The sequence below is a fragment of the Paenarthrobacter sp. TE3676 genome (genome assembly GCF_056279165.1).
Genome location: NZ_JBWBQU010000002.1, coordinates 341,118 through 362,129, shown reverse-complemented (window position 1 = coordinate 362,129; position 21,012 = coordinate 341,118). Strand labels below are relative to the sequence as shown.

Genomic DNA, 21,012 nt, shown 5'->3' with positions numbered 1-21,012 from the left:
TTCCCATGTCCACTGATTCCTTCAGGGAAATGAAGGCTGCGACGGAGCTGGCTGCCGAAGGGCAGCTGGCCCGGTCCAGCACTGCAGGCCAAGCGTCCGACGGCGAGGCCCCACCGTCCGCAGGCACAGGCACCACCCAACCCGGGAGCCACCCCGCTGGCCGCGGTAAGAAACCTGTCCGCCGCAAGGGATTGAGCGAGCGCAACCGTCCCTTGTGGATGCTGATCCCCGGCGGACTCCTGATGTTCGTCATTATTGTGATTCCGCTGTTCCTGGGCATCTACATGTCAGCCCTCAACCTGGACCAATACACGCTCCGCAAGTGGGTCAGCGCACCGTTCATCGGGGTCGACAACTTTGTGGAGGCGTTGACCGACTCGCCGCTGCTCCATTCAGTGTGGTTGAGCGTCAGCTACTCACTGATCGCCATGGTGGTCACATTGCCGCTGGGTATCGCAGCAGCCGTGGCCACGCAGAACGCCTTCAAGGGCCGGGCGTTGATCCGCTCGATCTTCCTGATCCCCTACGTATTGCCGTCGTTCGTTGTGGCGACGGTATGGCGGACCATGTTCCAGCCTGACGGCGTAGTTGATTCAGCGTTGGGCACCTTCGGCATGGATGGCGGGCTGTGGCTCAACGGTCCGCAAACATATTGGACGCTCATCCTGGTCCAGATTTGGGCTTCCTGGCCCTTCATCTACCTGCTGGCATTGTCCGGCTTGCAGTCCGTGGATCACGAGGTCCATGAGGCTTCGGCCTTGGACGGCGCACTGTGGTGGAACAAGTTGCGCTATGTCATCTTCCCGTATCTTAAGGGTCCGCTCGCGCTGGCCTTCCTGATCGGCATGCTGCATCACATCAACAACTTCACGCTCCCGTTCGTGCTGTTTGGAGTGCCGGCCCCGGCCGACGTCGAAGTGCTTCCGATCCTCACCTACGTCACCAGCTTCCAGAGCTTCCGCTTCGGCCTCAGCGCCGCCATGGCTTTCGTGTCCTTGGTGCTGATCGCCATTCCGCTTTTCATCTACCTGCGCGCCGTCAAGTTGGACGACGCCGAGACGCCTGGAGGCAAGAAGTGAGCGCATCAACAACCTCCGTCCGCGGCACGGTCAGCCGGGGTTCGGCAGGGACCACCTTCAGGCCCGGCTCCAAGCGCCAGCATGAAGTGACCCGGCTTCTGCCCGGTCCCATGCTGGCGATCATCCTCACGGTGCTCAGTGCCATTGTGTTGATCCCGGTCGCGTACATCTTCCTGGCATCGGTGAATTCAGACATCGGCGTAGCCAACGGTGAATTCTGGCCGTCCACGTTCTCCCTGGAGAACTACACCAAGATCTGGTCCAGCGTTGGCCTGGCTAAGGGCTTGGCCAATAGCGTGCTCGTAGCCGGGGCCACGGCCCTGGTGTCAGCAGCTATGTCTGTCTCCATCGCGTACGTGCTGGTCAGATACCAGTTCCGTGGACGGCTAACTATTCTGAGGAGCCTCCTTGCGCTTCAGTCGGTGCCGGGCACGCTGATGGTCCTGCCCGTGTTTGTTCTCTTCTCCTCGGCGGCGAGTTACTTGGGAGTCCAGGTCATCGGAACCCAGTGGGGCCTCTTCATCACGTACCTGACGTTCGCGATGCCCTTCTCTACGTGGGTGATGGTGACGTATCTGCGTGGCTTGCCCCGCGAACTGGAGGAGGCTGCACGGATCGACGGCGCCAGCAACCTCGGCGTACTTGTACGCATCATCCTGCCGCTCAGCTGGCCGGGCATTGTGGTTTCGGGAATCTTCGCGTTCCTGCTCGGCTGGAACGATGTCCTCTTCGCCTCGGTGATGACCCGGCCTGACAGCCAAACAGCAGCCGTAGCGCTGCAGATTTTCGGGGCTTCGCAAGAAGGCGGCGCTATCCCGCTGTACGGACAGATGATGGCGGCCTCGCTCGTCTGCGCGGCACCAGTAGTGATTCTCTACCTGATTTTCCAACGTTACCTAGTGGGCGGTCTCACCGCCGGAGGAGTCAAATAGCAATGACCGGTTCAGCAACAGTTGAGTGGACGCTCTCGGGCTTCGGAGACGAAATCGACGACGACCCCGTGCTGCAGATCGCGGTACTCCAGGCTTTGGGTGCGAACCACATCGAGGTCCGCAGCGCATGGGGAACCAACATCGTGGACCTCACCCCGGAGCAGTTGGCAGAGCTGAAGAATCTTCTGGACGCAGCAGGTATGGGAGTCTCGGCCATCGCTTCGCCCATCGGCAAGGTAGACGTAAAGCTCCCCGTGGAACACGAGGTGGAGCGCCTTCGCCGGGCCGCCAACGCAGCGCAGGTCCTGGGTGCCCGCTACATCCGGATCTTCTCCTTTTACTACGGCGAAGGAGTAGGGGTCGACAGCATCCGCGACGACGTCATCGAGCGGATGCGGGCCCTCGCAGCATTGGCCGAGGAGACCGGAGTGGTCCTCCTCCACGAAAACGAAAAAGACATCTTCGGAGACATGCCGGATCGCGTCCTGGACATCATCGAATCTGTTGCGTCCCCGGCTTTGAAAGTTGCCTGGGATCCGGCCAACTTTGTCCAGGTAGGCGTCAAGCCGTTCGACGAAGGCTACGCAAAGCTCCGTCCCCACCTTGAGTACCTGCAGGTCAAGGACGCACGATTCGCAGACGGCATCGTTGTTCCTGCTGGTGAGGGCGACGGAGATCTGCTGCGCACTGTAGAGGCGCTGAAAGCCGATGGTTTCGTAGGATTCGCAAGCCTCGAACCCCATTTGGCCGGTGCGCATGGACTCGGTGGATTCTCAGGCCCCACCGCATTCGGAATGGCGGCCCGTGCCTTTGCCAAAGTCGTGAACGAAGCAGGAGTTGAAACCAAGTGAGCACTCAAACCCCTAAAGTCCTCAGCGTAGCCATCGCCGGGTGCGGCACCATCGGACGCACACATGCCGCCTCCGTTGCTGAAATCGCCGACCTTCAGGTCACGGCGCTGGTGGACGAAATAGCTGAAGCGGCCGAAGGGCTGGCTCAACACATCGAGGATCAGGGCGCCGCCCGTCCGGCCACCTTCCGAAGCCTGGCTGAAGCGCTCGCCGGTGCCGACGTCGACCTCGTCATCATTGCCACCCCCAGCGGACTGCACATTGAGCAAGCCTTGGAAGTGCTCGACGCCGGCAAACACGTGGTCATCGAAAAGCCGCTGGACGTGAACCTGGACCGCGCGGATGAAATCCTGGCAGCAGCCAAAGCCGCGGAAGCCAAGGGCCTGGTAGCAAGCGTCATCAGCCAGCATCGCTTCGATCCCGCGAGCATCGTGGTTGACGAGGCCCGCCGCGCCGGGCGCTTTGGGCGCCTCACGTCGGCCATTGCCTCCGTGAGCTGGTACCGCAGCCAGGGCTACTACGATTCCGGCGCGTGGCGCGGAACATGGGCCATGGACGGTGGGGGAGCCGTGATGAATCAGGGCGTCCACACCGTGGATCTCTTGCTGTGGTTCCTTGGCCGGCCGGTAGAAATCAGCGCCAAGACCGCTCTCCTGGCGCACACGGATGTTGAGGTGGAAGACACCGCGGTCGCCACGGTTACCTTCGAGTCAGGCGCGCTGGCAGTGCTTCACGCCACCACCGCTGCGTATCCGGGACTCACCGTGAGGCTGCAGGTCATGGGTAGCAAGGGTTCTGCGGTGATCGACAATGACAACCTTCAGTTCTTCCACGCAGCCGCTTCGGAGGAAGAGACCCAAAGTGGCCCAATGGGCTTTCCGGGAGCCAGCAATCAGGCCGAGGCCGAACTGGCCAGGTTTGCTGAACCGGCCACCCAAACGAACCTGGATCCGACGCTCTATCCGGCCGGGCACATTCGCCAGTACCGCGACGTCGTGGACGCCATCCGGAACGGACGGCCCGCCGGCGTCACCATCCAGGACGCTGTCACGGCCCTCGCCACGGTGCGCGCACTCTACGTCTCGGCCACCCTTGGCCACCCAGTGCTCATCGCCGATGTCACCGCCGGCAAATATGCCGATGTGCGGGTAGCAACGGGCAAGAACCGGCTTGAGGAGGTCACGGCATGAAGTTCTCCGTCTTCACGGCCTCGACGCCGGAATGGACACCTCAGGAAGCTGCCAAGGAACTGTCCGCTCAAGGATGGCACGGCATTGAATGGCGGGTCACGGACCAAGCCAACGCCCCGCAACCAGGCTTCTGGGCCGGGAACAAGGCCACTTGGCCCCTGACCGGGCTTGAGGAATCACTACCGGACATCGCGCGCATCACTGCCGACTCCGGTCTGGAGTACTCAGGCCTGGGCGGCTACGCCCGGTGCGATAACCACGACGACGTCGATCGCGTCCTCGCAGCCACCGCCGCGTTGGGTGCCAGGCAAGTCCGCGTCAACGTCCTTCCGCTGGGCAACTCCACCATGGGCGGCCAAGAACCCACTGGCCTGTCCTATCCAGAGCTGTTCGACGCCACGCGGAAACACTACGAATGGGTGGCGGAGCGTGCAGCCCACCACGGCGTCAAAGCATTGGTGGAGCTTCACCACGGAACAGTGACCGCTTCGGCGTCGTCCGCCAGGCGGCTCCTCGAGGACCTCGATCCGCAGCACGTTGGTGTCATCCATGACCTTGGCAACCTGTTGATCGAAGGCTGGGAGTCACCGCTGCCCGCGCTGCAACTGCTGGGCCCGTACCTTGCCCACATTCACGTAAAGAACGCCCGGTGGGTCCTCACGGACCAGCTCGATCCCGCGGGCGGTGCTGTCTGGGCGAGTGAATGGGCGCCCCTCTCGGAGGGAATTGGGAACGTGGTGACCTACTTCAAGGCGCTCGCCGACGTGGGCTACGACGATTGGGTGACTGTAGAGGACTTCTCCACGGACGTTCCCCTCGCCGAGCGCACGGCAGGAAACCTGGACTTCCTGCGCCGCGCCGCATCCCTTGCCGGACTTACCGTTGCCGCCAGCACCGATTCCGTCTCGAAAGGCTGAGCCATGTCACTCGCCACCCATCCCGACCGCCTGCTGCCTGCCGATCCCGGCACCCGCGGCATCGCGCGCGACCTCCTGCAGCGCGTTCAGGACCTGCCCATCATTTCGCCGCACGGCCATGTGGACGCAACGGTCATTGAACAGAACACGCCGTTCCCTGACCCTGCTGCCCTGCTGGTGACCCCCGACCACTACGTCACCCGCCTCATCCATGCCTCGGGAATCGAACTGGACAAACTTCAGCCAGGCAGCGCCACACCGCGCGAGATCTGGCGGCATTTCTGTACGGCATGGCCATTGTTTGATGGCACTGCGTCCGGTTACTGGCTGCGGACCCAGTTCGAGTCTGTTTTCGGTTTCCGAGGCGAACTGAGTGCTGAGACAGCCGATGCCGGTTTTGATTCCATCTCGGCCAAACTCGCGGAACCAGGTTTCCGTCCGCGCGAGCTGTTCAAGGATTTCAACATCGAAGTCCTTGCCACCACGGATGACCCCTTGGACAATCTGGAGAGTCACCGTGCGCTCGCGGAGGATCCTTCGTTCCACAGCCGGGTGCTTCCGACGTTCCGCCCGGATGCTTACATCAACACCGCGCACCCGCAATGGGCCGCCAACGTGGAACGGATCATCTCCGAGGCGTCCGACGGCGGCAGCGGCTACCGGGGGTACCTCACCGCCCTGAAAAACCGCCGCCGGTACTTTGTGGACCACGGCGCCGTCTCAGCGGACCATGGTGTCCGGACCCCCGCAACCATCAAGCTGGCGGAATCGGAAGCGGCGGCATTATTCGAAAGAGCCCGCTCCGGCCAAGCAAACCCGGAGGATCGCGATCTCTTCGAAGCCCACATGATGTACCAGATGGCCGGAATGTCCGTGGAGGACGGCCTGGTCATGACCATCCACCCGGGTTCTTTCCGCAACCACCACGGCCCTACTTTCGAGAAGTTCGGGGCAGACACCGGCCACGACATCCCAACGGCTACCAATTACACCGAGGCCATACGTCCTCTGCTGCAGGATTTCGGCACCGCGAAGGACTTCCACCTTGTCCTCTTCACCCTCGACGAGACAGTCTTCTCACGGGAACTTGCTCCGCTCGCGGGTTTCTATCCCTCGGTCTACATCGGTGCGCCGTGGTGGTTCCTGGATGCACCGGACGCCATGCTTCGCTTCCGTTCGGCGGTCACGGAAACTGCGGGCTTCTCCCGGTCCTCCGGCTTTATCGATGACACCCGCGCCTTCTGCTCCATTCCGGCACGGCACGACGCTTCGCGCCGGATTGAAGCCTCCTTCCTCGCCCGCCTTGTAGCTGAGCACCGCATCAGCGAGGACCGGGCGCACGAGCTGATTGTCGACGTCGTGGACTCATCGCCGCGAAGGGTTTTTAAGCTATGACCGGGGACCAAGCCATTCCCAGACTGAGCCGGGACGAGTCCCGGCCTAAGCCGCCCATCCGCATCGTCCACCTTGGCTTGGGTGCCTTCCACCGCTCCCATCAGGCGTGGTACACGCAGCACGCGGGTGACGCCGCTGAGTGGGGGATCGCTGCTTTTACCGGTCGCCGCCCCGATGCAGCTGAAGTCCTCGCAGAACAGGACGGTGTGTTCACGGTGGTGGAACGCTCGGGCAACGGCGACACCTTTGAAACAGTTGGCAGCATTGTGGAGGCCGTTGACGGCGCCGACGTTGGACGGCTGGCCGAACTTGTTGCCGCGCCTGCGACTGCTGTCATCACGCTGACCATCACCGAATCTGCCTATGCGGCGAAATCGGCCGGCAACGCAGAACGTTCGACGCCGTTGGAACGTTTGGTGACCGCCCTTGCAGCACGCCGGGACGCCGATAGCGGCCCGATCGCCGTCGTGAGTTGCGACAATCTAGCGGAGAACGGTGACGTGGCCAGGCAGGCTGTTGGCGTGCTGGCACGTGCCAAGGACGGCGGCTTGGCCGCTTGGATTGACGCCAATGTCAGCTTCGTCAGTACCTCGGTGGACCGCATTACGCCACGGACCACCCAAGCCGACGTCAACTTCGTTGCTGCCTCGTGCGGCTATCGGGACGAGGCGGCAGTTGTCACCGAGCCGTTCCACAACTGGATCCTCAGCGGTGATTTTCCGGCCGGCCGGCCTCGATGGGAGGACGCCGGGGCTGTGTTCGTGGACGATATTGAACCGTACGAGAACCGGAAGCTCTGGTTGCTCAATGGCTCGCATTCGATCCTGGCCTACGCCGGTTTGGTCCGCGGCTGCACGACCGTAGCCGAAGCGATGTCCGATGACGTTTGCCGTGGAGCTGTCGAAGCGTTCTGGGACGAAGCCTCCCGGCACCTGCCCGGCGACGAACTGGAGATCCCGGAGTACCGCAAGGCTTTGGTGGAACGTTTCGGCAATACACGGATTGCCCACCATCTGACCCAGATCGCCATGGATGGGACCACCAAGCTGCGGATGCGGGCTTTGCCGGTCCTGGCTGCCGAACGCGCCGTTGGCCGATCGGGAGATGGCGCAGCCCGGATGATCGCCGCCTGGATCGCTTACTTGTCCTCCACCGACCAGTTCCACGACCCCTTGGCAGCCGACATCAGGGAAGCAAGAAGCCTCGACGGCGAACACCGCACCGCTGCCCTGGTGGCGCTCATCAGCCCTGAGCTGGCGAAGGACACGGCCGTTTTGTCCCACATCCATCGGCAGCAGGACTCCTTTGCCGCCACGATTACGCACGCCTAGATCATTAGCTGCCAGACACGCTTTGGAAGGACCCCTCGTGAAAATCATTGCCGCTGAAGTCTTTGTGACCAGCCCGTCCCGCAACTTCGTCACCTTGCGCATCACCACGGAGGACGGTGTGACGGGCATCGGTGACGCGACCCTCAACGGCCGTGAACTTGCCGTCGCCGCGTACCTCAAGGAGCACGTGGCGCAGTTGCTGATCGGCAAAGATCCGCACCGGATCGAGGACACGTGGCAGTTCCTTTACCGCAGCTCCTACTGGCGGCGCGGTCCCGTCACCATGGCGGCTATTGCCGCCGTCGATATGGCGTTGTGGGACATCAAGGGCAAGGTTGCCGGGATGCCGGTGTACCAGCTGCTGGGCGGGGCTTCCCGTAACGGGCTGCGGGCTTATGGGCACGCGTCGGGCGCTGACATTCCGTCGCTGTTCGACTCCGTGCGCGAGCACCTGGAACTGGGCTACAAGTCCATCCGTATCCAGACTGCCGTCCCCGGTATCAAGGCCGTCTATGGTGTCGCCGCGCAGGCCCAGGCCTCGGGTGAACGGTATGACTACGAGCCTGCCGGCCGCGGCAACTTCCCGTTGGAAGAAGACTGGGACACCCGCGCCTACCTGCGCCACCTGCCCACCGTTTTCGAGGCCGTGCGCAACGAGTTCGGCCCGGAGATACCGCTGCTGCATGACGGCCACCACCGCATGACGCCCATCCAGGCCGCCAAGCTCGGCAAGGCCCTGGAACCTTACGACCTCTTCTGGCTGGAGGACTGCACTCCAGCCGAGAACCAGGAAGGGCTGCGTTTGGTCCGCCAGCACACCACCACCCCGCTGGCCATCGGTGAAATCTTCAACACCGTGTATGACTTCCAGACCCTTATCAAGGAACAGCTGATCGACTACGTCCGTGCAGCCTCCACCCACTTCGGCGGCATCTCACCGCTGAAGAAGGTCATGGACTTCGCGGCCCAGTATCAGATCAAGTCCGGTTTCCACGGCCCCACGGACATCTCCCCGGTGGGCTTCGCTGCACAGCTTCACGTCGGCCTGGCGATCCACAACTACGGCATCCAGGAATACATGCAGCACTCGGACAAGACCAACGAGGTCTTCCAGCAGTCCATGACGTTCAAGGACGGCTACCTGCACCCCGGCGATGAGCCCGGCATCGGCGTCGAATTCAACGAAGAAGCCGCTGCCGCCTTCCCCTACCAGCAGGCTTACCTGCCGTACAACCGCCTCGTGGACGGCACTGTCCATGACTGGTAAATCGGCCATGACTGGTAAATCGCAATCGCACCATCACATCGTGGTGATGGGCGTGGCCGGCTGCGGCAAAAGCACCATTGGTGCCGCCCTCGCCGAGCGTCTCGGCGCGGAATTTCTCGACGGCGATTCGCTGCACCCTCAGGCGAACATCGACAAGATGGCCTCGGGTACTCCGCTGAACGACGACGACCGCGCACCGTGGCTGGCCGAAATCGGCAGGCGTTTCCCGACGTCGAACTCTGCTCTTGTCATCGCGTGCAGCGCGCTGAAGCGCTCGTACCGGGACATCATCCGGAGCGCCGATCCGTCCGTGGTGTTCGTGCACCTGCACGGCACCCGCGAGCTGTTGAACGCGCGCATGACTGCCCGGCCCGGACACTTCATGCCCCCCTCGCTGCTGGAGTCGCAGCTGACCACGCTGGAGCCGTTGCAGGACGACGAAGCCGGCATCGTGGTGGACATCGCCACATCAGTGGAGGACATTGTGGATGACGTGAATTCAGCCCTCAACGGCGCCCTGCTCTAGTCGTCGCTAAGCCTTCGCCTGCGAAGCCCGGCACTGCCCACACAGCAGTGCCGGGCTTTCCTTCTGTCTGCGACGGATGAGCCCGCCAATTGTGAACGCTAACAACGTTTCAAGTCAAGAGCTTCGGCAGCGGTTCGAGGCTGCAATCATTTCGTGATCCACGGCACTTGACCGACGGTATTGTTAGCGTTCACAATGGCATTCGCACCACCTTTCGTGGCATGTGGCACCTAGCTGGCCGCAGATCACAAATCGCTTCACCGCCGGACGCGCAGATGCTCCGGCCGCATCAGAGTTCGCGGCAATGCTGCCGCGGAAGGAGAGCATCGTGAGATTGAAGAAACTCCTGGGCGCCGTAGCGGTTGTCCTGACCTTGACTGTCGGAGCCACAGGCTGCGGTAGTCGCGGAGGCACTGCGGAGTCCACCAGCAGTGCAAATCCCAGCGATTCACTGGTAGGCATTTCAATGCCGACCCAGACGTCCGAGCGTTGGATCGCAGATGGCGCCAACGTTGAGAAGTCCCTGAAGGACCTTGGCTACAAGACGGACCTCCAGTTCGCCAACGATGACATTCCCACGCAGGTTTCCCAGATTGAGAACATGCTGACGAAGGGTGCCAAGGCGCTCATCATCGCAGCCATCGATGGCACCACGCTGACAGACGTCCTGGCCAAGGCCAAGGAACAGAACGTCAAGGTCATCGCCTACGACCGCCTCATCAACGGCACGCCGAACGTCGACTACTACACCACGTTCGACAACTACACCGTGGGTGTCCAGCAGGCCACTTCCTTGCTGACCGGCCTGGGCCTGGTGGACGCGAGCGGCAACAAGGTTGAGGGCAAGGGCCCGTTCAACGTTGAACTGTTCGCGGGAAGCCCGGACGACAACAACGCCAACTTCTTCTGGACCGGCGCCATGGACACCCTCAAGCCGTACCTCGATGCAGGCACCCTGAAGGTTCCCAGCGGCCAGACCAAGTTCGAGCAGGCAGCCATCCTGCGCTGGCAGGCACCCGTAGCCCAGAAGCGCATGGAAGACATCCTTACCTCGGCCTACAGTTCCGGAACAAAGCTGGATGGCGTGCTGTCCCCGTACGACGGCCTGTCCATCGGCATCATTTCGGCACTGAGCAGCACCGGCGGTTACTCCACCGGCAACCTGCCCGTTGTCACCGGCCAGGATGCAGAGAAGGGCTCCGTGAAGTCCATCGTCGCCGGCGAGCAGTACTCCACGATCTTCAAGGACACCCGCCAGCTCGGCTCGCAGGCCGTGAAGATGGTTGACGCTGTCCTCAAGGGAACCGAACCGGAAACCAACGACACCAAGACCTACAACAACAAGGTCAAGGTTGTTCCGGCCTTCCTCCTGAAGTCCGTCATCATCACCAAGGACAACTACAAGAAGGAACTGATCGACTCCGGCTACTACACGGAAGCCGACGTCAAGTAATCACGTCCCCGGTCTGTGGCCCCGAACCCCTGTGTTGCAGTGCGCAGTGCGACGGGGCCACAGCCTCCTCCAGAGCCTCCGAGTCCTCGGCCTGGCCCAGTTTCAACCAGTCAGCGGGAATTGACGATGAACGTACCCATTCTTCAAATGCGAGGAATCACCAAGACCTTCCCCGGGGTAAAAGCCCTTCAGGACGTCACCCTGGACGTTAACCGGGGTGAGGTTCACGCCATCTGTGGCGAGAACGGAGCAGGGAAGTCCACCCTCATGAAGGTGCTGTCCGGCGTCTACGCGCACAACACTTTCGACGGCGACATCCTCTTCGAGAATGAGCCCTGTGAGTTTTCGAGCATCACGGACAGCGAGAAGCGCGGCATCGTGATCATCCACCAGGAACTGGCCCTCAGCCCGTACCTGTCCATCGCCGAGAACATCTACCTCGGCAACGAGCTTGCCAATAGGGGCTGGGTGGACTGGCGGAAGACCAACCTGGAAGCCGCCAAGCTGCTGGCACGCGTAGGCCTCAGCGAAAACCCGATCACCCCCATCCAGCACATCAGTGTTGGCAAGCAGCAGCTGGTGGAGATCGCCAAGGCGCTGTCCAAAGAGGTGAAACTCCTCATCCTGGATGAGCCCACGGCGGCGCTGAACGATGAAGACTCGGACCACTTGCTGGACCTCATCCTGCACCTCAAGGGCCAGGGCGTGACCAGCATCATCATCAGCCACAAACTCAACGAGATCCGCAAAGTGGCCGACGCCGTCACCATCATCCGTGATGGAAAATCCATTGAGACCCTGCGCTTGGACCAAGGCCAGATCACCCAGGAACGCATCATCCGGGGCATGGTTGGACGCGACCTCGAAAGCCTCTATCCGGACCGGACCCCCAACATCGGCGAGGAAGTCCTCCGCATCGAAGACTGGACAGTCCAGCACCCGCAGGACCATTCCCGCATGGTGGTGAACAACGCCAGCCTCAATGTCCGCAAGGGCGAAGTAGTAGGCCTTGCGGGGCTCATGGGTGCTGGCAGGACCGAGCTGGCCATGAGCGTATTCGGCAGGACTTACGGGCGGGCGGTATCGGGCAAGGTCTACAAGTATGGCCAGGAAATCGACACGTCCACGGTCTCCGACGCAATCGACCACGGGATTGCGTACGCCACCGAGGACCGCAAGCACTACGGCCTGAACCTTATTGAAGACATCAAGCGGAACATCTCCATGGCAGCACTGAACAAGTTGGCCAAACGAGGCTGGGTGGACGGCAACAAGGAGACCACCGTTGCCAACCACTACCGGAAGAGCATGAACATCAAAGCTCCTTCCGTCGCTGCCATCACCGGCAAGCTCTCAGGTGGAAACCAGCAAAAGGTGGTGCTGAGCAAATGGATGTTTTCGGACCCTGACGTCCTGATCCTGGACGAACCAACCCGCGGCATCGACGTCGGCGCCAAGTTTGAGATTTACACGATCATTGCGGAGCTCGCAGCGGCGGGGAAAGCCGTCATTGTGATCTCCTCTGAGCTTCCGGAGCTCCTGGGCATCTGCGACAGGATCTACACGCTGTCCGCGGGCCACATCACCGGCGAAGTCCCCATCGCCGAAGCCACCCAGGAAACCCTCATGCACTTCATGACTCAAGAGAAGGAATAGCGAACATGTCCGCCCTACGAGAATCCCTTGGCTTCCTCACAAGCCGCCTTCGCCAGGTTGGCATCTTCGTCGCCCTGATCCTGATCGTCATCCTTTTTCAGGTACTGACCGACGGCATCCTGCTCCAGCCGCAGAACGTCACCAACCTGGTGGTCCAGAACAGCTACATCCTGATCCTCGCCATCGGCATGGTGATGGTCATCATCGCCGGGCACATCGACCTCTCCGTTGGCTCCATTGCAGGCTTCATCGGCGCTGTAGCAGGCGTGATGATCGTCCATTGGGGCTGGGCATGGTGGCTCGCCATCCCGGCCTGCCTCCTCGTGGGTGCGCTGGTTGGTGCGTGGCAAGGTTACTGGATTGCCTATGTGGGCATCCCCGCATTTATCGTCACCCTCGCGGGAATGCTGATCTTCCGTGGCCTGACTCTCATTACCCTCAAGAACCAGCAGATCACCCCGTTCCCGAACGAATTGCGCGCCCTCGGTGGCGGCTTCCTGCCGGACATTTCCGGCGGCACATCCGTCCTGGAGTGGTTGACGGTCATCCTCGGTGTCGGCGGTACAGCTGCCATTTTGTTCCAGGCCATCAAGGAACGCCGAGTGCGCCGCAAGTTCAATCTGGAGAATGAACCGATGGCATGGTTTGCCGTCAAGAACGGGTTCATCGCAGTGCTGATGCTCATCATCACCTTCCTGCTGGCCAGCTACCGTGGCACCCCGATTGTCCTGATCGTCCTGGCTGTCCTGGTGATCGTGTATTCGGCACTGATGAACAACAGCATCTTCGGCCGGCACACGTACGCGATCGGCGGCAACCTCCACGCAGCTGAGCTCTCGGGCATCAAGACCAAAAAGGTCACCTTCCGTCTCTTCGTCAACATGGGTGTCCTCGCCGCCCTGGCCGGTCTGGTCTTCACGGCCCGCCTAAACTCGGCACAACCCGCAGGCGGCACCGGCTTCGAACTCGATTCCATTGCTGCTGCCTTCATCGGCGGCGCTGCAGTCCAAGGCGGCATCGGAACAGTAGCCGGCGCCATGATCGGCGGCCTGATCATGGGCGTCCTCAACAACGGCATGTCCATCCTTGGCTTGGGAACGGATTACCAGCAGCTCATCAAGGGCCTGGTGCTGCTGCTCGCCGTCGGCTTCGACATCTTCAACAAGAACCGCACCGGTTCGGGCGGAGGCTCCTCCATGGGCCGTCGCTTCAAGTGGAAGACCACGCCTCCGGCAACCGAAACGACCACCCCCGCCAAGGCTGAGCCCGTCGTCGTCGACGCGAAATAGTCGCTGATGTCCAGAGGGGGAGTGTCCCGACCCCGGGCAATGCCCGGGGCCGGGACGGGCACAGCTGCGAGGCCTGACGAAAAGGGGAGGCCTGACGAAAAGGCGAGGCCTCCCGTCATGGGTGACGTGGCAAAAATGGCAGGAGTCTCGCACCAAACCGTTTCCCGCGTACTGAACAACCATCCGAACGTCAGCGGCCAGACCAAGGAACGCGTGGAATCAGCCATTGCGCAGCTTGGGTACCGCCGCAACACCGCCGCCCGCAGCCTGGTCACCCGGCGGTCCCGGACCATCGGCGTGCTTGCCTGCGAGACAGGTCAGTTCGGACCCGCGAACACTCTCCTGGGAGTCGAACAAGCGGGGCGTGAAGCAGGCTACTTCGTTAGCATCGCGAACCTCCGGGAAGTGACCGACGACAGCGTCAACGATGCGATCGCGCACTTCCGGAACCAGTCCGTGGACGGGATCGTCATCCTGGTTCCGCACCCGGATGTCCTCGCGGCCCTGCGCGATGTTTCCTTTCCCGTGCCGATCGTGGCTGTCGGGGCGGGCACGGGCAACCAGCTGACGGGCGCATCACTGAACCAGCGGCTCGGAGCGCGCCTCGCTGTTGACCACCTGATCGGTTTGGGGCATCGGCGTATCGCCCACATCTCCGGCCCGCCGCACTGGATCGACGCCGCCGAGCGCATCAAGGGATGGCAGGAATCGCTGGCACAGGCTGGTTTGGGCGCGGACATCCTGCTCCAAGGCGGCTGGGACGCGGCATCGGGATACCGCGCAGGGCTGGACCTCATCAAAGAACACACCGTTACGGCCGTGTTCGTCGCGAACGACCAAATGGCAGTGGGTGTACTCCGCGCCGTCCAGGAAGCCGGCCTGCACGTGCCGGGCGACATCAGCGTGGTGGGCTATGACGACCAACCGGAAGCCGAATTCTTCATGCCACCCCTGACCACCATCAAGCAGGACTTCGAGGAACTCGGCCGCCGTTGCATGGAAGCGGTGCTGCAGCAACTGGATGGCGACGGCGGAATCGGCGATCAGATCGTCAATCCCCGCCTGGTGATCCGCGCCACCACGGCGGCCCCACTAAACTAGGAGCCATGACTTCCACGCCTGATACTGCTGCTGCCCGCGCCCGCCTCCTTGAACTCATCAAAGAACTCGCGGTGGTCCGCGGCAAGGTAATCCTCTCCAGCGGTAAGGAAGCGGACTACTACATCGACCTCCGTCGCATCACCTTGCACCACGAGGCCTCCAAGCTGGTGGGTCAGGTCATGTTGGCAATGATCGACGACGCCGGCGTGTCAGTTGAGTGCGCCGGCGGGCTCACCATGGGTGCCGACCCCGTAGGTACCGCTGTGATGCACGCCGCTGCCGACGCCGGCCGTGCCGTGGACGCCTTCGTTGTCCGCAAGGCCCAGAAGTCCTACGGCATGGGCCGCCAGGTGGAAGGCCCCTCGGTTGAAGGCCGCAACGTAGTGGTTCTCGAGGATACGTCCACCACCGGCGGGTCCGCACTGACCGCCGTCGAAGGTGTCCGTAAAGCGGGCGGCAACGTTGTGGCAGTGGCCGTGATCGTGGACCGCAACACCGGCGCCAAAGAGAAGATCGAAGCCGAAACCGGCGTGCCGTACCTCTTCGCCTTCGGCAAGGATGAACTGGGCCTCAACTAGGAACTACGGGGCTGTAAGGCAGTGCCCACGAAGCCTATGCTTGCTGCGTGGACGTTCAAGTAGGGAAGCTCACGGCGCCGCCGGAGGTGAACGAAAACCTCCCCACGCCGGCGACTCCGGAACCGGAGCAGGCCGAGGATCCGGGCTCATGGGCCCGGATCCTGCCCTACGCTGCCCGGCTGAAGAAAACGTCCCGCCGCAATTTCCTCATCACCGCCGGAGCCTCGGGAGCGCTCGCCGCGGACATGCTTTTCACCCGGCGCGTTCAGGCCGAGCGGCGGGCCACCAAGATCCTCCGCGTTCCGGATCCGTACTCGGACCTGTACTTCCCCAAGGCCAGCTGGATCCTCTTTCCGGGCTATAAAACCAGCTGGGAAGAGGCCCAGTGGATACTCAACTCACTGCGTCCTGCCCTTCATCAGCGCGGCCGCCTTGCCGCCGTCGGATATTCAAACCTGGGCCTGGACGTGGACGAAATAGTTCGCGAAATCATCCTGCACGTCCGTGAACTGGAACTGGAGAAGCTGTACTTTTACGGCCACAGCTTCGGCGGAATGCTCGCCACCCAGGTCGCCGCCCGCCTGCTGGAGTTGCACGGCGTCGAGACGCAATTGATCGTCTTGGATTCGAGTCCGTTCAGCCGTGCCGACGTCCTGGACCAGAGCTGGTTCGACGGCGTGGTGTTCCTTTACGAGAATGGCTTCCGAATCCCTTCGGTCCTGCGCGGCGGCTACGAACTGGGGGAGCGGGTGGCGCATAAGGATGAGCGCACCTGGCGCCAGATTCTGGACCAAAGCCTGGAGCAACTATCGCCGATCGCCCCGTCCAGCGTCCTGATACAGACGGAGTCGGCGTACATCTACCACTTTGACGGCCTCCGGCTGGCGGGAAAAATCGGGGGCTCCAAGATGGCTTTCATAGGCAACGCCAGGGACGCCACCGTGGATTATGAGTCGGCGCGTGCGGGGTGGAGCAAAGTCTTCGGAGCCAACATGGCGATGCCCACGCTCAGCACGGAAGGCGCCCGGCCCGCCCATGCCAGCCCGCAGTGGAACGGCAGCATCTACCGGCCGCTGCTGGAACGCGTCCAGGATGAGCTCCAGCCGCTCCCGCCCGAGCCCCAGGAGCCGTCATACCAAGAGCCCAACGGTAAGGTCATCCGCCCGGCCTAGGTGAACTTTTGTACAAGTGAGCTCTGTACTCGAGTACAGGGTGGATATCCCCGATCCTCCGTAGCGTCGTTCTTGACAGGAAACAAGAACGAATTTCGAGGAGCGAAGTATGAACGGCCTACAGCTCACGGGCATCAGCCGCAGCTTCGGTGACCGCAGGGTCCTCCACGATGTGGACCTCACGGTCCATCGCGGGGAGATCGTGGGATTCATCGGCGGCAACGGTGCAGGTAAGACCACCACCATGCGCGTGATCCTTGGTCTGCTGACCCCGGACCACGGCGAAGTCATCTGGGAAGCCTTGCCCATCACAGCCAAGGACCGGAGGCGCATCGGGTACATGCCCGAGGAACGAGGCCTCTACCCCCAGATGCCGGTGAGGGACCAGATCATTCACTTCGCACTGCTGGAAGGGCACCAAGCCGGCGCCGCACGTGAGGTTGCAGACGAACTCATCGTCTCCCTCGGCCTGCAAGGCCGTGAGCAGGCTTTAGTCCAGGACCTCTCCTTGGGAAACCAGCAGCGCGTCCAGCTGGCCGTCGCCTTAGTGGGGGACCCGGCACTCCTGGTGCTGGACGAGCCATTCTCGGGGTTGGATCCCATCGCCGTCGAAACCATGTCCCGACTCATCCGGGAGCAGGCGGACCGGGGCGTCGGGGTTCTCTTTTCCTCACACCAACTTGAGCTCGTAGAGCGCCTGTGCGACAAGGTCTGCATTCTCGATCGCGGTCGTGTGACGGCGAGCGGCAGTGTCGTGGAGCTGCAGGACGACGGTAAAAGCCGCTGGCGGCTCGGCTTCTCCCGCACGGCAGATTCGTTCGCCGCTGAAGTCTCGATGGCCCGGGGCGTCAACGTGGAGTTTTCCGCCGCCGACCGCACCACGGTCCTCGTCTCGGTGGACGGCTCAGGGCGGGACGTGCCTGGCGAAATCCTTGCAGCAGCGCAACGGCACGGTGGGCTGAAGAGCATTGAGTCCGCACAGAGGTCATTGGCTGACCTGCTTGCCGGCAAGTTCATTTCGTCCGGTCCAGGTATCACCCCGGGGGCGGAGCGCTCCCTCGACAAAGTTGGAGTATCGCAATGAGCGCAACAACATTTGATCGCACAACCCGAAGCGCCGCTCCTTCTTCCGGGAGTGGACTACGTGAGACGCGCCTGATCATACGGCGCGAGATCCTTACCCGGCTGGGGAACCGGACCATACTCACTGCAACAGGGCTTCTGGCCCTTTTCGCCGGCGCTGTTGCCGGGATCGGCGGATGGTTCCTTGTGGACTCATTCGGCGGGACCGGGGCAATGAGCTTTGACCCCCGCGCCATCTTCGCCACCGCCATGATCAGCGCATTGCTGGCATCCTTGGTCTACTCGGCATCGAGCCTGACCTCCGGGGTGGTGGAGGAGAAGTCGTCAAGGATCGTGGAGATCCTGCTTACCAAGATCGGCATCGTCCCGCTACTGGCTGGAAAGATGATCGGCATTGGGCTGGTCACCCTTGTCCAACTGCTGGCGATCGGTGGCGCCGCCGTGGTGGGGTTCAGCGTTGTGGGGGGCTGGTCCCTCATCAACGTCGCCGTGGGACCCAGCCTGCTGTGGTTCATCCTCTGGTTCCTCTTGGGCTACGTGATATTCGCAGCTTTGAACACAACTCTCGCTTCGACGGTCTCCCGGCAAGAGGATCTGGGCACAGCGGTCATGCCGCTGTCCGTCCTGCAAATGGTGCTCTTGGTGGTCTCCCTCTACGTCCTGCCCATGAACATGGGGAACCCGTGGCTGGAAGGACTATCCTTCGTGCCGCTGTTCTCCTCCTACCTCATGCCGATGCGCTTCGCGCTGGAAGACGTATCCACGTGGGAGATGGTGCTGGCCGCCGGCATATCGGTGGCGGCGATTCCCGCGCTGTTCTGGTTGGCCACCGTAATTTACCGGAACAACGCACTGCGCACCGGCTCACGGGTTTCCCTGCAACAGTCCCTCACCTCCGACGAGATGGCCTAGCCCCAACTCGACACTTAGTCCACGGGCCCGGCTCATCGGGCTCCAGATAGGAAAAACCATGTCTGACAACAAGCGCAACCAGTCACTGGCCACCAAGAAGCTCATCCGCAACATCGCCCTTCTGCTGGTCGGCATCCTGGCCGCCTATGCGGTAACCACCCTGCTGCTCTGATGGAGACCCTCATGATGACCGCCACAGCTCCGCACCCGCAGTCCACCACTCCGGCCGCACGCCACGCAGCCGGCTTGGCGACCACTGTCCTTGCAGGCCACGGCCGAGAAGCAGTGGCAGACATCGCCCCGGCGGCTTTCGCCGGCCGCAACGGCACGTGGAACATGAGGCTGCGGAGCGGGGAAAAGGTCTTCGTCAAGCACATCTCAGCGCAGGCTTCCGGCCCGATGTCTTTCGGCCGGTCGGTTGCCTTCGCCGCATTTGCCGAGCAGTCCCCGGAATGTGCGCCGGCAACGCCTCAGCTCATCGGCAGCGACGCTAAGAATGGCCTCCTGGTTTTTGAACACTGCCCCGGAACCAGCCTGGCGCAGTTGCTGGTGGAGGAGTCCATGCCGGACACCTTTCCGGAGGAAGCGGGCGCATTGCTCGCCCGGCTCCACGCCGGTCCTACCTTTGGGTTGGAGCGCTCGGCACCTCCAAGCCCACCCGTGGAAATGCTCGCGGTTGGCGTTCCGCACACTCGCTACCTTGAGTTCACAGTGGCGGAGATGGCCCTCTGGGCAGAACTGCAGAATGACCGGGAGCTGGTTGCCGCTGCGGACCGGCTGAGGGCATCGGAACGGAAGCACCAAGAACGCCCCATCCACGGCGACTTGCGCCTTGATCAGTTCCATCTCCACAACGGGAGCCTGTGTGTCCTTGACTGGGAGGAGTTTGGACTCGGCGATCCTGCCCGGGACCTTGGAATGCTTGCAGGTGAGTGGATCTACAGGGCGGTCCTGGACACTGTGACTACCCGCGGAGGGGCCTCCGCACCCCCAGCCAGGTTCGACGACGAAAGCGCGTCGGCACGCATCGCCGAACGGATGGCTGCCATTGTTCCGTCAATCCGCCGGATGTGGACCTCCTATGCCGATCATGCCAATTACGAAGATCCGGATCTGCCGGTTCGCGCTACTGCCCACTTGGGATGGCATCTCGTGGACAGAACCATCACCAGGGCTCCCATGGTGTCCCGGCTCCCCGGCATCGAACGGGCAGCTGCGGGCGTTGGGCGGGAGGCACTGCTTTCGCCCGGCCACTACGTCAGCGCCCTCGGTTTCGAAAGGACACCTCGATGACCGTCACACTCAACGCTCCAACACCGACTTCATTCGGACAGGTGTTGGCGTCCCTGCAACACAGGGTTTCCGTTGACGCCCATCGGCTCACCGCCGGAATAGGCTCCACCACACTTCGTGCCACCAGCCTCACCGAGTTGCGCTCGCAGGTGGCCGGGGCGATCTACACACACCTCCATGTCGGGCACCCGGGCATCGAGACCGTGCCAGGAACCGGCCACCAGGACCTTGCGGCGGCACTTATTGATGCCATTCCGCACCGCACCGTTATCCAGTCGGCGTCGGCGAGGACGCAGGCAGGGACGTCCGTCCAAGGCGTTCCGCACCAGGCGGTGAAGCTCTCCGGAGTGAAGGTCCTCTTTCCCGAAGAGGCCCTGGTACGCAACCCTCTGGACGAAATCGTCGGGGTACGTGTTCCCAGTTGGCGAAGCCGCGCCACCCCCGGATTCCTTCTTGCGCTCGGGGCCAACGGTTCGGTGAACCACGTGGACGCTTCAAGGCTGTACATATCCTGCGTCACGGCCTCTGAGGCGCTTGAAGTGTGGCCGAAAGTTCTTGGAGCCCTTGCCGCCAGCGGTCTTAGCCACCAGGTAAAGACCCTTTCGTCATCCCTCGCTTTCCCACGCAGTGACGCGATGGTCATTTACGTGTCAGCCATCGATTCAGACGCCGCGGCTTCCCCTGTTCGCACTGCCGTTTCATCCTTGTCCGCGCACGACACGCCTGTCTCGGTTTTCACCCATCACGTGGGAGACCGCCTGGCACTTGCCATGGAACCAAGGGATCCTCGTCCGGCGTACCGGGGCCTCAGCTTCGGACAGCACCGCTCAAGGGTACTGGCGGACGCACTCCTCCGTGCGTCCGTGGAAAAAACCGACCTCGAACCCGCTTGGTTTGAAGAAGCGCAAACGGCCCGCATCAACCCTCACCGGCCTGGATACAACACGGGCCAGTGACGACTCCGGGCAGTGGACTACCGCCGCCCGG

Annotated in this window: 19 protein-coding genes; all 19 read left to right on the top strand. The window is 62.4% G+C overall.

The window, feature by feature from the left end; translation table 11 throughout:
• The first annotated feature begins 5 nt into the window (after positions 1 to 5).
• A complete protein-coding gene (locus ACZ881_RS05545) occupies positions 6 to 1,079 on the top strand; it encodes a carbohydrate ABC transporter permease (RefSeq protein WP_476113121.1) in 1,074 nt (357 codons plus the stop codon).
• A complete protein-coding gene (locus ACZ881_RS05540) occupies positions 1,076 to 2,011 on the top strand; it encodes a carbohydrate ABC transporter permease (RefSeq protein ID WP_476113119.1) in 936 nt (311 codons plus the stop codon). Before ACZ881_RS05545 ends, ACZ881_RS05540 begins: the two co-directional genes overlap by 4 nt.
• A gap of 2 nt (positions 2,012 to 2,013) precedes the next feature.
• A complete protein-coding gene (locus ACZ881_RS05535; protein ID WP_476113117.1) occupies positions 2,014 to 2,862 on the top strand; it encodes a sugar phosphate isomerase/epimerase family protein in 849 nt (282 codons plus the stop codon).
• Complete coding sequence (locus ACZ881_RS05530; RefSeq protein ID WP_476113115.1) at positions 2,859 to 4,052, top strand: Gfo/Idh/MocA family protein; 1,194 nt, start codon at positions 2,859 to 2,861, stop codon at positions 4,050 to 4,052. The genes ACZ881_RS05535 and ACZ881_RS05530 overlap by 4 nt, the downstream gene beginning before the upstream one ends.
• The gene (locus ACZ881_RS05525; RefSeq protein WP_476113113.1) at positions 4,049 to 4,969 is read left to right on the top strand and encodes a sugar phosphate isomerase/epimerase family protein; all 921 of its coding nucleotides are present in this window, start codon (positions 4,049 to 4,051) and stop codon (positions 4,967 to 4,969) included. Before ACZ881_RS05530 ends, ACZ881_RS05525 begins: the two co-directional genes overlap by 4 nt.
• Before the next feature lie 3 nt (positions 4,970 to 4,972).
• A complete protein-coding gene (gene uxaC / locus ACZ881_RS05520; RefSeq protein WP_476113111.1) occupies positions 4,973 to 6,364 on the top strand; it encodes a glucuronate isomerase in 1,392 nt (463 codons plus the stop codon).
• Positions 6,361 to 7,695, top strand: coding sequence for a mannitol dehydrogenase family protein (locus ACZ881_RS05515; RefSeq protein WP_476113109.1), 1,335 nt, complete (start codon positions 6,361 to 6,363; stop codon positions 7,693 to 7,695). Before uxaC ends, ACZ881_RS05515 begins: the two co-directional genes overlap by 4 nt.
• Positions 7,696 to 7,732: 37 nt before the next feature.
• Entirely contained in the window at positions 7,733 to 8,962 is a 1,230-nt protein-coding gene (gene manD, locus ACZ881_RS05510; RefSeq protein WP_091465027.1) for a D-mannonate dehydratase ManD, read from the top strand.
• Positions 8,952 to 9,488: a gluconokinase gene (locus tag ACZ881_RS05505; protein ID WP_476113107.1), complete on the top strand. Its 537-nt coding sequence runs from the start codon at positions 8,952 to 8,954 to the stop codon at positions 9,486 to 9,488. The genes manD and ACZ881_RS05505 overlap by 11 nt, the downstream gene beginning before the upstream one ends.
• 328 nt (positions 9,489 to 9,816) lie before the next feature.
• Positions 9,817 to 10,941, top strand: a complete 1,125-nt coding sequence (gene chvE, locus ACZ881_RS05500; RefSeq protein WP_364307577.1) for a multiple monosaccharide ABC transporter substrate-binding protein — start codon at positions 9,817 to 9,819, stop codon at positions 10,939 to 10,941.
• 126 nt (positions 10,942 to 11,067) lie between these two features.
• Positions 11,068 to 12,597: a multiple monosaccharide ABC transporter ATP-binding protein gene (mmsA, locus tag ACZ881_RS05495; protein WP_476113105.1), complete on the top strand. Its 1,530-nt coding sequence runs from the start codon at positions 11,068 to 11,070 to the stop codon at positions 12,595 to 12,597.
• 5 nt (positions 12,598 to 12,602) lie between these two features.
• Positions 12,603 to 13,886: a multiple monosaccharide ABC transporter permease gene (mmsB, locus tag ACZ881_RS05490; RefSeq protein ID WP_476113103.1), complete on the top strand. Its 1,284-nt coding sequence runs from the start codon at positions 12,603 to 12,605 to the stop codon at positions 13,884 to 13,886.
• A 117-nt stretch (positions 13,887 to 14,003) separates the two neighbouring features.
• Positions 14,004 to 14,987: a LacI family DNA-binding transcriptional regulator gene (locus ACZ881_RS05485; RefSeq protein ID WP_476113101.1), complete on the top strand. Its 984-nt coding sequence runs from the start codon at positions 14,004 to 14,006 to the stop codon at positions 14,985 to 14,987.
• Between the two features lie 5 nt (positions 14,988 to 14,992).
• Complete coding sequence (pyrE, locus tag ACZ881_RS05480) at positions 14,993 to 15,565, top strand: orotate phosphoribosyltransferase (protein ID WP_091465032.1); 573 nt, start codon at positions 14,993 to 14,995, stop codon at positions 15,563 to 15,565.
• A 47-nt stretch (positions 15,566 to 15,612) separates the two neighbouring features.
• Positions 15,613 to 16,737 carry a thioesterase domain-containing protein gene (locus ACZ881_RS05475; RefSeq protein WP_476113099.1) on the top strand — a complete coding sequence of 375 codons (1,125 nt, stop codon included), beginning with the start codon at positions 15,613 to 15,615 and terminating at the stop codon, positions 16,735 to 16,737.
• Between the two features lie 109 nt (positions 16,738 to 16,846).
• Positions 16,847 to 17,821 (top strand): ABC transporter ATP-binding protein, encoded by a 975-nt coding sequence (locus tag ACZ881_RS05470; RefSeq protein ID WP_476113097.1) that lies wholly within the window; start codon positions 16,847 to 16,849, stop codon positions 17,819 to 17,821.
• On the top strand, positions 17,818 to 18,732 hold the full coding sequence (locus tag ACZ881_RS05465; RefSeq protein WP_091465035.1) for an ABC transporter permease: 915 nt from the start codon (positions 17,818 to 17,820) through the stop codon (positions 18,730 to 18,732). The genes ACZ881_RS05470 and ACZ881_RS05465 overlap by 4 nt, the downstream gene beginning before the upstream one ends.
• 183 nt (positions 18,733 to 18,915) lie before the next feature.
• Positions 18,916 to 20,025 carry a class V lanthionine synthetase subunit LxmK gene (lxmK, locus tag ACZ881_RS05460; RefSeq protein WP_476113095.1) on the top strand — a complete coding sequence of 370 codons (1,110 nt, stop codon included), beginning with the start codon at positions 18,916 to 18,918 and terminating at the stop codon, positions 20,023 to 20,025.
• Positions 20,022 to 20,981, top strand: a complete 960-nt coding sequence (locus tag ACZ881_RS05455) for a T3SS effector HopA1 family protein (protein ID WP_476113093.1) — start codon at positions 20,022 to 20,024, stop codon at positions 20,979 to 20,981. Before lxmK ends, ACZ881_RS05455 begins: the two co-directional genes overlap by 4 nt.
• Positions 20,982 to 21,012 lie beyond the last annotated feature (31 nt).

Excerpts from the sequence above, each read along its gene's own strand:
- ACZ881_RS05545 (WP_476113121.1), top strand. The coding sequence starts at position 6 with ATGTCCACTGATTCCTTCAGGGAAATGAAGGCTGCGACGGAGCTGGCT.
- ACZ881_RS05535 (WP_476113117.1), top strand. The coding sequence starts at position 2,014 with ATGACCGGTTCAGCAACAGTTGAGTGGACGCTCTCGGGCTTCGGAGAC.
- ACZ881_RS05525 (WP_476113113.1), top strand. The coding sequence starts at position 4,049 with ATGAAGTTCTCCGTCTTCACGGCCTCGACGCCGGAATGGACACCTCAG.
- uxaC (WP_476113111.1), top strand. The coding sequence starts at position 4,973 with ATGTCACTCGCCACCCATCCCGACCGCCTGCTGCCTGCCGATCCCGGC.
- ACZ881_RS05515 (WP_476113109.1), top strand. The coding sequence starts at position 6,361 with ATGACCGGGGACCAAGCCATTCCCAGACTGAGCCGGGACGAGTCCCGG.
- ACZ881_RS05505 (WP_476113107.1), top strand. The coding sequence starts at position 8,952 with ATGACTGGTAAATCGGCCATGACTGGTAAATCGCAATCGCACCATCAC.
- mmsA (WP_476113105.1), top strand. The coding sequence starts at position 11,068 with ATGAACGTACCCATTCTTCAAATGCGAGGAATCACCAAGACCTTCCCC.
- mmsB (WP_476113103.1), top strand. The coding sequence starts at position 12,603 with ATGTCCGCCCTACGAGAATCCCTTGGCTTCCTCACAAGCCGCCTTCGC.
- ACZ881_RS05485 (WP_476113101.1), top strand. The coding sequence starts at position 14,004 with ATGGGTGACGTGGCAAAAATGGCAGGAGTCTCGCACCAAACCGTTTCC.
- pyrE (WP_091465032.1), top strand. The coding sequence starts at position 14,993 with ATGACTTCCACGCCTGATACTGCTGCTGCCCGCGCCCGCCTCCTTGAA.
- ACZ881_RS05470 (WP_476113097.1), top strand. The coding sequence starts at position 16,847 with ATGAACGGCCTACAGCTCACGGGCATCAGCCGCAGCTTCGGTGACCGC.
- ACZ881_RS05465 (WP_091465035.1), top strand. The coding sequence starts at position 17,818 with ATGAGCGCAACAACATTTGATCGCACAACCCGAAGCGCCGCTCCTTCT.
- lxmK (WP_476113095.1), top strand. The coding sequence starts at position 18,916 with ATGATGACCGCCACAGCTCCGCACCCGCAGTCCACCACTCCGGCCGCA.
- ACZ881_RS05455 (WP_476113093.1), top strand. The coding sequence starts at position 20,022 with ATGACCGTCACACTCAACGCTCCAACACCGACTTCATTCGGACAGGTG.